General features: G+C 39.5%; 6 protein-coding genes. All 6 read left to right on the top strand.

Annotated elements, in window-relative coordinates:
- Positions 1–278: 278 nt before the first annotated feature.
- The 6 genes from mgtA to ATC1_RS05910 all read left to right on the top strand — a co-directional run bounded on the left by mgtA (position 279) and on the right by ATC1_RS05910 (position 13020).
- Positions 279–2876, top strand: coding sequence for a magnesium-translocating P-type ATPase (gene mgtA, locus ATC1_RS05885; protein ID WP_236688119.1), 2598 nt, complete (start codon positions 279–281; stop codon positions 2874–2876).
- Between the two features lie 158 nt (positions 2877–3034).
- The gene (locus ATC1_RS05890; RefSeq protein WP_062278182.1) at positions 3035–4192 is read left to right on the top strand and encodes an IS256 family transposase; all 1158 of its coding nucleotides are present in this window, start codon (positions 3035–3037) and stop codon (positions 4190–4192) included.
- Between the two features lie 315 nt (positions 4193–4507).
- Positions 4508–7885: a PAS domain S-box protein gene (locus ATC1_RS05895; RefSeq protein WP_062279280.1), complete on the top strand. Its 3378-nt coding sequence runs from the start codon at positions 4508–4510 to the stop codon at positions 7883–7885.
- 506 nt (positions 7886–8391) lie between these two features.
- On the top strand, positions 8392–10857 hold the full coding sequence (locus ATC1_RS05900) for a putative bifunctional diguanylate cyclase/phosphodiesterase (RefSeq protein ID WP_062279281.1): 2466 nt from the start codon (positions 8392–8394) through the stop codon (positions 10855–10857).
- 280 nt (positions 10858–11137) lie between these two features.
- Positions 11138–12370, top strand: a complete 1233-nt coding sequence (locus ATC1_RS05905; RefSeq protein ID WP_201777247.1) for an alpha/beta fold hydrolase — start codon at positions 11138–11140, stop codon at positions 12368–12370.
- A 182-nt stretch (positions 12371–12552) separates the two neighbouring features.
- The gene (locus ATC1_RS05910) at positions 12553–13020 is read left to right on the top strand and encodes an SRPBCC family protein (protein WP_062279285.1); all 468 of its coding nucleotides are present in this window, start codon (positions 12553–12555) and stop codon (positions 13018–13020) included.
- Positions 13021–13026 lie beyond the last annotated feature (6 nt).

Raw genomic sequence — 13026 nt, forward strand, 5'->3', positions numbered from 1 at the left:
AATTCAAATTGCACACAAATTTTATCATCGATCCATGATTCCAGTCTGATGGCAACCATTTGAGAAATGGTGAATTACTTATTGTCATATTTTTTTAGCGAAGCACAAAAACAACACGATAGCAAGTTTTCTTAATTGATTTTTAAGGATGATTTATCAATCGAATTGCTGAATGCAGATCAAACAGCAGGTAATCGTAGGATAATTGAATAAATGGAGCAATAAAACGGGGAAGTATTGAAAATTACTTGTTATATATCAATAAAGGACGGAGGATCATGATGAAACATTTTTTAATGAACAGAAAAAAAATGATTTCTCAGCAGCCATCAACCTTCGCAGAGATGACAGCCAACTATTGGAGTATCTCGCTTGATCAAGTATTGAAGGAATTGAACGCTTCTGTTGAAGGACTTCAGGCGAACGATGCATCTGCACGACTGAGCAAATATGGATTAAATACAATCCGGGTGAAGCAGCAGAATTCCATAGGGCGCATAATGCTGAATCAAATAAAGAGTCCATTGGTCCTGATTCTGATCTTTGCTGCCATTATTTCCGGAATTGTGGGTGAGTGGGTGGATGCTTTGATCGTTCTGGTTGTTGTTGCAGGCAGTACAATCCTCGGTTTTTCTCAGGAATATTCTGCCAGCGTGGCAATCGACAAATTGAGAAAACAGGTGACTATCAAATCGAATATTTTAAGAGATGGAAAATCGACGATATTGCCGTCTGAAAATGTGGTTCCGGGCGATGTTGTTTTACTGTCCGCAGGAAGTCTGATCCCTGCCGATGGAATTGTGTTGGAAGCAAATGACTTTTTTGTTAACCAGGCAGTACTTACTGGTGAGACTTTTCCTGTTGAGAAGAAACCGGGGATTGTTTCTGAAAATGCAAGTCTGGCAGAGCGGACAAATTGTGTTTTTATGGGGACCAATGTGAGAAGTGGTATTGCCAGGGTATTCATCGTTCAAACTGGTAAGGAAACGATATTCGGACAAGTAGCAGAAAGGCTGGTCTCAACTCCGCCAGAAACTGAATTCGAACACGGGCTGCATGAATTTGGCACACTGCTAACACAGATTATGATGGTAATGGTCATTTCAATTCTTGCCCTTAATTTTTTCATGAATAAGCCATTTTTTGATTCTCTGCTCTTTGCATTGGCTTTGGCGGTTGGAATTTCTCCTGAATTATTGCCGGCAATAACCAGTATCACCCTTTCACATGGGGCTAAAAAGATGAATGAACACGGTGTTATTGTTCGGCGGTTGAACGCGATTGAAGATTTTGGCAATATGGATGTTTTATGCACAGACAAGACCGGAACACTGACAGAGGGTGTCGTACATCTTGACAATGCGTTGGATATTTTTGGGAATTCATCCAAGGATGTTCTTCGATATGCCATGATTAATGCTCATTTTCAAACCGGATTGGATAATCCTCTGGATGAAGCGATTCAACAGGCAGCCCAAGACGCCGGAATCGATATCCAGGATGAACAGAAAATCAGCGAAATCCCGTATGATTTTGTGCGTAAATCTTTAAGTATTGTTGCCGAAAATAAACAAAGGCAAAGATTTCTGATTACGAAAGGTGCGATGGACAGGATTCTTCCGGCTTGTGAAAGTGTTCAGTTCGGTTCCGATACGATACCATTGGATGCTGCTACCCGCGATTCAATCGAAAAAAAATTTGGTGACTGGAGTGAAGAAGGTTTTCGCGTTCTTGGTTTAGCAATCAAGGAAGTGGAAAAACAAACGGATTCCTATACCTATAAAGATGAACATGCAATGACTTTGATCGGTTTTCTTCTTTTCCTTGACCCACCGAAAACGGATGTTGAGCAGACAATCGAGGAATTAAAAAAACGTAATGTGCAGATAAAAATAATCACTGGGGATAATGCAAAAGTCGCCAAACATGTCGCCAATCATTTACATATACCTGTTCAGAACATCATCACTGGAAGTGACTTGAATAAACAAAATGATCAAGTGTTATGGCATCTTGCTGAAAGTGCGACAATTTTTGCCGAGATGGATCCCAACCAAAAAGAACGAATTATTCACGCCCTTCGAAAGACTGGCCATGTTGTCGGATATATGGGTGACGGCATTAATGATGCTCCTGCGTTAAGGTCGGCTGATATTGGAATTTCTGTAGATACAGCTGTGGATGTTGCGAAAGATGCTGCGGATTTCGTATTACTCAGGAAAGATTTGTCGATTTTACAGAAAGGGATCGATGAAGGGAGGAAAACATATGCTAACACGCTAAAATATATTCTCACTACCATCAGCGCAAATTTTGGTAATATGATCAGCATGGCAGGAATTTCAGTTTACCTGCCATTTTTGCCTTTGCTTGCATCCCAAATCCTTTTAAATAATTTCCTTTCAGATTTTCCCGGGCTGACCATTGCAAGTGACAATGTAGATTATGAAATGATTGAAAAACCAAATCATTGGAATACAAGGTTTATTCGCAATTACATGATCCTTTTCGGGTTGACAAGTTCCATTTTTGATTTTCTGACATTTGGCGTTTTATTATTCTTTTTTCATGCACAACCGGATGAATTTCGAACAGGCTGGTTCATTGAATCTTTACTGACAGAGTTGGTGATTGCACTGGTTGTCAGGACCCGTCGTCCCTTTTTCCACAGCCGTCCGGGAAATCTGCTCTTAGCAAGTTCGTTATTCTTTATTGGATTAACTCTGGTGATTCCCTATATCCCATTTCTTAAAATATTTCGCTTCGTCCCGCTGCCGATTCCATTATTAATGGCATTGATCGGGCTGACGATGGTTTATGTCTTGGCTACGGAATCTGTAAAAAAGCTTTTTTTTACAAAAATTGCAAAACAATAAAATAACAGTCTTTCTCTCTTTATTAGGAAAAATTCCTTTTTTCGAATTGCTGTTTTCTTAGGTTGGTGTAACATATTTTCTGTAAAATAAAGAACCTTAACAAAAGAGGTGAGTCAGAAGTATCCTTATAGTAACCAAACCATAAAAGGAGACTAGAAATGACTCACCCAAATAATTATACCTTTGCAGAGGAAATAGCGGAAAAAGGATTGGAAGCAATTCCAGAAATGATGCGAGTGCTGATAAATAACGCCATGCAAGTAGAAAGATCAAGGTACTTACAAGCTGAACAGTACGAACGCACAAAGGATCGCAAGGGACATGCAAATGGTTTCAAACCGAAGACGATACAGACCAGGATAGGAAACATTACCTTTGCAGTTCCACAGGTTAGAGAGGGTGGTTTTTATCCCAGTGCTCTGGAAAAGGGACTGCGAAGTGAAAGAGCCCTTACGATCACACTGGCTGAAATGTATGTACAGGGAGTATCGACTCGGAAGGTAAAAACCATTACGGAACAGCTTTGTGGGATTGAGGTCTCAGCCACACAAGTCAGCCGGGCAACAGCGCAATTGGACGAAGTACTGCAAGAATGGCGTGAAAGGCCATTAGGAGAGATCAGCTATCTCTTTGTGGATGCCCGATATGAGAAGATTCGTGAAGCAGGACAAGTAAGAGATGCAGCGGTTTTGGTGGCCTCTGGCATTACGCCAGAAGGCGAACGGCAAATACTTGGGGTTTCAGTTTCGCTTAGTGAGCATGAAACACATTGGAAAGCATTTTTAAAGAGTCTAAAAGAGCGAGGGTTACACGGAATAAAGCTGATTATCAGTGATGACCATGAAGGTCTAGGGGCAGCCAGAAGAGCAGTTTTTGGCGGTATTCCCTGGCAACGGTGTCAGTTCCATCTGCAACAGAATGCCGGAGCTTATCTGCCCAGACAATCGATGAGATTGGAAGTGGCAGCAGACATCAGAGCCATATTTAATGCTCCTGATCGAAAGACAGCAGAAGAGCTCTTGCAGAGCGCCATCCAGAAGTATGCTATTTCTGCTCCGCGGCTTTCATCTTGGCTCGAAAATAACCTTTTTGAGGGTTTTTTGGTTTTTGATTTTCCATTGGAACATCGAAGAACGATACGAACAACCAATAGTCTGGAGAGGATTAATAAAGAGATTCGCAGACGGACAAGAGTGGTTGGTGTGTTTCCAAATCAAGCTTCTTGTCTCAGGTTGGTCTCGGCATTACTGATGGAGACCTGCGAAGAATGGCAGATCGGAAAACATTTTTGTACTGGCAAGTTTATGAATTCTTAAAGATCTATGGATATTTCAGACTCTAATTTACAGAAAAAGGGTTGCATAATCCTTTCTTAGTTTCAGATGACTGATAATCAAAAGGAATAATCGATATTTCGTGTATATGTTTAATCAATAAAAATTATATAATTAATTCAATACAGATTTTTCCGTTTCTCAATAATAAATTCTTGCTTTCGATCGAAAAAAATGTAAAAAAAGTTTTGTGATCGGATTGGTTTGGAAATCAAAAAAAGAGATTAAAAAGTGGTAAATCAATCAGGAAATCCGCCTGTTTTTTTTCGATTGTAAGCAGAAACCCGGAGTTATCAGTTGGTCAAGAAAATCATTAATTCATTCTATCAGCAGTTAAAAAAGATTCCGCTTTTTACTGTAACCAGTGAAAAGAAAGATCAAATAAAGGAGCTGGAATGGAAGAATAAAATTCTTTCTGTTCAGTATAGAATCGCGGATGCAGCAAACAGCTCAAAAGATTTGAATCGTTTCTTTTCCGATGTTCATCAAATTGTCAGCGAACTGATGTATGCAAAAAATTTCCTGATAGTCGTATATGATGACGAAACAGGAATTATCAGTTCGCCATATTTTTCTGATGAAAAAGATGAAGTATTTACGACAAAACCCCTGGATGAGTTTCACGGAATAACCGGTTATATGATTCGAACCGGAAATTCAATCAAACATGGCAAAGATCAGATCAATCAACTGATAGCCAGCGGAGAAGTGATGATTTACGGTTTTGATTTCAAAGATGGAATTGGAACTCCGCTAAAAAATGAAAATCGGGTGATCGGTGCCATCTTCCTGCAGAGTTATGATGAGACAATCCTCTATACTGAACGGGATGAAGAAATACTGAATTCTCTCGCCACGCATATAACTACTGCGTTGACACGGTTCTTAGCATTGGAAGCTGAAAGAAAACGATCGGTTGAATTGGAAATTGTTAATTTAATACAATCCGGTTTGGCAGAGGAAGAACCAATCGAGAAGATTATCGATACGGTCGGCAAAAAGCTATGCGGGATATTTAATCCGATTAGGATCACTATCGGACTTTATGAGAAAAAATCGAACCAGGTTCATAATTATTATTCATTTGAAAAAGGGAATAGTAAGGAAAATCATACAAATTATCCGGATATTAATTTTCTCATAGAAAAATTCAGAGAAAATCCACAATGTGAATATTTCATGGCTGGGAGGAAAGCAAATGAAGCGAATTTTCTGCTACCCTCCCTGAAGAATTCAAAGGCTGGAATTGCAGTTCCCATCCGGAAAAACCATCATTTTTTAGGCGCGATTCTGCTGGAGGCTGAAAACGGAGATTATATCTATGGAGAAATCGATCGAAATCTTCTGAAATCGACTGCAATTTCGTTAGCCGAAGCGTTTGAGAAAAAACAGCTCGCTCAACAGCGCAATGAAGCGCTGGAGGAGTTACGAAAAAGTGAAGAGAAATTCCGAAAAATCGTTCAGAATCTTACCCATTATGTCTCCATTTTTGATTTGAATCTGCACTGTATGTATGTCAGCCCTTCTGTATTTACGCTGACAGGATATACTCCGGAAGAGAGACTTGCACAAAATCCGAATGAATATTTTTCGCCTGAAACGATTCGAATATTGTACCAGTTTATAACGGATGGCGGGTCGCAAACCTGTTATTCCGATCTTGATAGCGATCAGACAATCACAATGGATTTGGAAGAGATTCGCAAAGATGGCTCAATCGTATTTTTTCAAAGTTCATTGACTTTCTTACGGGATACAGCGGGGAAACCCAACGGGACCCTGGTGATTGCTGCGGATATCACGGAAAGAAAGAAGAATGAAGAGGCCTTGCGCGAATCAGAACAACGTCTGTTGGATATCATTAACTTTCTTCCGATTGCGACGATTGTGATCGATAATCAGTCCCGGGTCACAGCATGGAATCGAGCTGTCGAGACGATGACTGGCGTAAAAAGTGAAGATATGATCGGTAAGGGAAATTATGAATATGCAATCCCTTTTTATGGCAGAAGAGTTCCTATGTTGATCGATCTCATCTCAGTTTCAGATGAAATCTTGAAAAAAAGATATCTTCATGTGAAACATCATGGAAACATTCTGTCTGCAGAAAATTTTTGCGGAAACTTAGGTGAAAATGGCCTTATGCTCATCGGTTTTGCAAGTGGTTTGTATAATTCCAAAGGTGAACTTCAGGGTGCGATCGAAGCTTTGCAGGATGTTACCGAACTAAGAGAGACTGAACGGAAATTGCAGGAGGCTAAGGAACTTGCTGAGACAGCGAATCATTCAAAAAGCATTTTTCTGGCGAATATGTCTCATGAAATTCGTACTCCGATGAACGCAATCCTTGGCTTTTCGCAGTTGATGGAACATGATTCGAATTTGACAGAACAGCAGAGGGATAATCTTCATATCATTAATCACAGCGGCGAACATTTGCTGGCTTTAATCAATGACATTCTGGAATTATCAAAGATCGAAGCTGGACGATCGACACTGGTTCCCAATAATTTCAACCTTCTTTCGATGATGGATGATCTGGAAATGATGTTTCGAGTGAGCACGGACAAAAAAGGTCTGCAACTGCATATCGAAATGGCGGAAGATGTCCCGGTTTGGGTTCTTATGGATCAAAATAAGCTGCGGCAGGTTTTGATTAATCTCATCGGAAATGCTGTGAAATTTACTTCCAAAGGCAGCGTTATAGTCAGGATTAATGTCAGTCCTGAATTCGGGGGAAAGGAATTGCTGCTTTTCGAAATCGAAGATACAGGACCTGGAATTTCTGAAGAAGAGGCTGCAAAATTGTTCGAACCATTTGAACAGGCAAGTTCTGGTGAAAAGACAGGAGGGACAGGGCTGGGTTTATCGCTGAGTCAAGGTTTTGTAAAAATGATGGGAGGGATCATTTCAGTTTCAAGTACAATCGGAAAAGGAAGTATTTTCAGTTTTGCCATCCCTTATCAACAAGGAATACCCGGTGAGATCTCACAATCAAAACAAAAAAAGCGAGTTGTCGGTCTGGTATCCATACAAGATAAATTTCGGATTCTAATCGTTGATGATAGTGAGACGAATCGTAAAATTCTTACACAGATTCTTACTTCAGTTGGTTTTATTGTCATGGAAGCCGCAAACGGTGCGGAAGCTGTAAAACTATTCCAAATCTGGAAACCAAGAATCATATTTATGGATATGCAGATGCCGGTCATGGATGGATATGAAGCGACTCGGAAGATAAAGCAGACTGCTGATGGAAGGAATGTGGTGATTGTCGCGATGACTGCAAGCGCTTTTCAGGAGGATCGATTAAAAATTATGGAAGCCGGTGTAGACGGATATATTTCAAAACCGTTTAAAGTGGATTCCTTATTTGAAACAATTACGCAACTCACCGGAGCAGCTTTTCGCTATGAAGAGGAAGAGACTTTAAACACAATAATCGAAAACGAAGATTTCGCAATTTTTCAGAAGGAAATCCATAAGCTTCCTTCGCAAAAAATTATCGATTGCTGTAGGGCTGCTGAAAATGCAGATTATTTTCAATTAATTGAGATCATTCAAGATATTGCTGCATCTCATTCAGAAATTGGTAAAAAGTTAATGGATTTTGCGAATCGCTATGAATATGAAAGGATTATCGCATTATTAAAGCCTCCTGGATTTGTTCAATGAATTTTGATTTCGGAATGAAAAACAACAAATAAGGGCCTGATCCTGTAAGTTGAAATATTACCGGGCATTTTAATATTCAGAGAAAAAATGTATTTCGAACAGCAAATGAAAAAGATTAAGCTTCTGGTAATAAAAATAGAATTCTATTTTTGCTACAATTTCAAAAACGAGTACACCAAATCGAATTACGGGAAAACCACTCGGCAATAAACTAACTCTTCTTTTATTAAGTCTATTCCATATTCCGAATTGCTGATATGGATCAATTTTTTGAAATTTGGAAAAACCTTTTACACAAAGAGAGAAAAATTGTTGTTGTGGTAGTTTTGTGTTCCGAGCAAGAATACCACAACAACAAATAATTCATTCTATTTTTTAAATCACTGGATATGGATATGCTTTTTGAATAATTCACTGTAAAATGATTTAAATTCACTTAGTGATCAGGACAATATTTCTGAATCAAATTTAAAAATCAAATGTGCACAAAACAAGGACTCATAGTCATGCATGATTTATATATTACCCATAAAAAACTAATTTGGTTCACATTATTGATCCCCATTATCGTTTGGGGAATATTTTTGGGGGCTCTTGTTTTTGTTTCTGATCCTTTCCTTTGCGGATTTTTTTCGGATGTATATAGTCCATTGGTCGAATTTTTTGCAGTGGCAGTATTGTTGATTGTATCCAGACAATTGAGAATGCACTCAAAGCAGATTTTTCTGGTTTGGATCGTCATGAGTGCGGCGGTTTTTTCTTATGCTTTGGGAGATCTTTTATGGGTAGTAATTGAACGCGTTTTTCAGAAATCTCCTTTTCCATCCATAACTGATTTTTTCTATTTGCTTTATTACCCGCTTTTTTTAATCAGTATTCTTTTATTTCCAAGTGAGAAACTGAAAAAATGGGAATGGGTGACCACGATTTTGGATATCAGTATCGTATTACTGATTGCGATTCTCATTTTCTGGAATTTTCTGATCGGACCATTGGCATATTCTTCCAGTAATGTTTCATTGCTTGAGCGAATCATTTTAACAGCCTATCCGGTTAGCGATTTGATTTTATTTAGCGGATTAACCTTTATTCTTTATGGAAAACGAAGGAAAATACCCGGAATTTCTGTCTTGCTGTTGGCTGTCAGCAGCTTGATTATGATCATCAGCGATATTTTATATAGCTCGCTTGAAATGGAAGGAGCCTATTTCAGTGGACACTTAATCGATGCCAGTTTCACCTTGAGTGTTCTCTTGATTGAAATGGCAGGAGTGTTTCAATTAATTGAATTAGAACAGAAAAAGGTCATTATTATGCCTTTTCTTTTGAACTATGCCGCGAAATGGTTGGGGACAATCATTGCGATACTTCCATCCTTAATGATCCTTACTGTCTATGGTTTAATGATCCGAAGTTATTCAGCGCCCCTTTTGATGAATTCAGTATCCATCGCCTATTCATCCGGAATTATCACGCTACTGATCATTGTTCGACAGGCGTTGACAATTCGTCAGAATCATCAACTGAATGAGGAGCTTAAAAAAAATCTGGAATTATCACGCAGCCAGGCAAAGGAATTGGAATTGGGTTACCAGTCATTGCAAGCTGAAATCAAAGAAAGACGTCAGGTTGAATCTGAATTATCCTACAATGCGTTACATGATCGTTTGACCAATCTCCCCAACCGAGCATTATTTATGGATCGGCTTCATCATGTATTAGAACGATCTAAACGGCATCAGGACTATTCATACGCGGTTTTCTTTATGGATCTGGATCATTTTAAAGTGGTCAATGACAGCCTCGGCCATAATATCGGAGATTTATTACTGATTGAAGAAGGAAAACGCCTCCTTGCCTGTATCCGCGCCGAAGACACGATCGGACGATTAGGTGGTGATGAGTTTGTGGTATTGTTGGAAGATTTGGAAAACCCGGACAGTTTTATTCCAGTCGCAGATCGAATCATTCATGAGATTTCCACACCTGCAATTTTAGGCGGGCATAAGGTATTTATTTCTATCAGCCTGGGTGTTGTTTTAGGTAATGAACGTTATACACAACCTGAAGATGTTTTACGCGATGCAGATATTGCCATGTATCGTGCAAAAAAAATGGGAAGGGGACGGTATGAGATTTTTGATCCTTCCATGCTCGAAGGTGTCATGTCGCGTTTGGAAATGGAAAACGATTTACGCAAAGCATTGGAACATAGGGAATTTGTCCTCTATTATCAGCCAATTCTTGATTTGTGTAATGATCGGATCATTGGATTCGAGGCGTTGATCCGCTGGCAGCATCCGACTCGCGGCTTGATCACGCCAGGTGATTTTATTCCGTTGGCTGAAGAAACCGGTCTAATTGTTCCGATTGGAGAATGGGTTCTTGAGGAAGCCTGTCTTCAGTTACGAAAATGGCAAATACAATTTCCTTCTGATCCGCCAATCACGATGAACGTGAATATATCAGCAAGGCAATGTGCCGAAAAAAATCTGGTCGATAAAATTAAGAAAGAACTGGATAGAAATCAGCTTTCTCCAAGCAGCTTGCAGCTTGAGTTGACAGAAAGTATGGTCATTGATGACTCAATGGCAGTATCTGATTTTTTTTCAAGATTGCAGGAGCTGGGTATACAGGTGCAAATCGATGATTTCGGTACCGGTTATTCTTCTTTGGGATCTCTTCAGAAAATACCTGTCAGTAAACTAAAAATTGATCGAACTTTTATTAACCAATTAGGAAATAAAAATGGCAGTGTTGAAATAGTACAAACAATCCTTGCGTTTGCAAAAAGTCTTGGTATCCAGGTGATAGCTGAGGGAGTTGAAACAGCAGATCAGTTATCGACGCTGAAGGCGTTGCACTGTAAATTTGTGCAGGGATTTCTTTTTGCGAAACCGGTGGAACAGCAGGAAGCCGGATTGCTGATCGAAAATTCTTTGAAGATTTCGATTGAAAGAAAACCCGAATAGGTACTCTTCGCTTTTAAAAGGCAATAATAGTAACCAGTAATTCGAATTATTGACACGTTTTTTAGATTAATCGGGAAAAACTTATTGTTATGATAATTTTGCGCGGAGCGCAAAATTATCATAACATCAAAGAAATCCTCCCATATTTCAGATCGCTGATTCGTTCTGAGAATTTGTATAATCCGACCGATGTCGTTCACAGATTTTTATTTGATAAATGTTTTAACCGATATTTTTAAATAAAAACTAAAAATTCGGAATTGGACAAAGGATGGAAAAAATGCAAGTTTTTGTTTTAATTGTCGTCTTAATTCTGATGATCATACTCAGTTTGCCGGTTATCCTGTTGCCTCTGATCACGGCTGTTCCTTTTTGGATCTGGCTACCTTTAGCTCTTGCTGTGCTTTTCTTATTTTTTTTTCAGTTTGTGTCAAAGCCGGTCCGAACAAAAAGGATAATAGGAATTACCGGTATGCTGATTATTGCGGTGTTGGCTGTTGTCGGTTCACAATTTTTTGCGTCGACTCCGCCAATCGTTGATTCCAATGGTCAGCAAATTCCCAATGCAATTGCATCGCTCGAAAAAGTCACGATCAATGCCAGTGATCAATGGATAACGATCCGTGGACAGAACAAAGAAAATCCGGTGTTGTTGTTTCTTTCGGGAGGTCCTGGTGGAAGTCAGTTAGTAACTGAACGCAGAGCACTTGGAAAACTCGAGGAATCCTTCGTTGTAGTCAACTGGGACCAGCCGGGCGCCGGAAAATCGTACAACGCAGTTGATCAAAAAGCGTTAACTGTAGATCGCTATGTTAATGATGGGTTAGCATTGGCGGCTTATCTGCGAGATCGTTTCCAAAAAGAAAAGATTTTTTTATTAGGAGAATCCTGGGGCAGTGCATTGGGTGTGTGGATGATCCAGAAGGAACCGGATCTATTCTATGCGTTTGCGGGAACTGGTCAAATGGTTGCATTTCTGGAGAACGATTTGAAATGTTATCACTTCGCGATTGACCAAGCTCGGGAACGCGGTGATACAAAAAAAATCCAGGCGCTTGAAAAGCAGGGACCTCCTCCATATTATGGAAAAGGAACCGCTTTAAAAGAATCAGCTTTTTTATTGGAGACTTTCCGATATATGAATGCTGATCCCAATATCTCCGATGACGGATTCAACACCTTACAGGATCTGGCGGGACATGAATATGGATTGCTCGACAAAGTCAACTGGTTTCGCGGTCTGCTTTATACGTTAGACATCGTGTATCCACAGTTGTGGGAAGTCGATTTTCGTATTCAGGCGCCAGCTCTTGAGATACCGGTTTATTTTCTGATCGGCAGGCATGATGTCAATGCGCCTCCGGATCTGACCGAAGCGTATTATCAGATCCTTCAAGCGCCAAAAAAAGAATTGATCTGGTTTGAACGATCTGGGCATAATCCATGGGTTACAGAGGCGGATTTATTTTCTGAAGTACTCGTTGATCGTTTTCTATCTGTCTCATCGCAGTAGATTTCATTGGAATCACTGATGATGCACCGATTTATAATTTTCGAAGAATAATGATGTGCTATGTTTGCGCTATGCGCAAACATAGCACATCGAAATAAAACACAATAACAAGTTTTCTCAACCAATTCAAAAGACAAATCAATTTTTTGAATTGCTGCAGAGATTACACAAAAGGAAATGCAATGGATGTCCAATATTCAATCGAAATACATGCTAAACCAGCGGAAGTTTTTCCCTGGATTGCTGATCCGGAAAAGGCAGTTCTTTGGCAGCCGGATGTACAACATTGGGAGATTATCGAAAAGCGTGGCGATGTTATTGGGACTGTTTTTCGAGAGACAGTTGGTGAAGGAAGCAATTCGCTTGAAATGAAAGGGTTCATATCGAAATATCAGCTGAATCAGGAGATTGGATTTCACTTGGAAAGCAAAGTCCATACCATTGAAATGGATTATACAATTCGATCCAATGCGGATGTTTCGGTTGTTTCCATTCACGCTCAGATTCATTGGAAATTTCCTGCAAATATCATATATCTTTTTTCCGGGAAGAAGATGAAGGCGAGTTTGATGAACCAAATGAAATCGGAAGGCAATGCATTAAAAAAGATTTGTGAAAAGGAGGTTTCTTATTCTGATTTGAATGGATAAATATTT

Source organism: Flexilinea flocculi, assembly GCF_001192795.1.
GTDB classification, from domain to species: Bacteria; Chloroflexota; Anaerolineae; order Anaerolineales; family Anaerolineaceae; genus Flexilinea; species Flexilinea flocculi.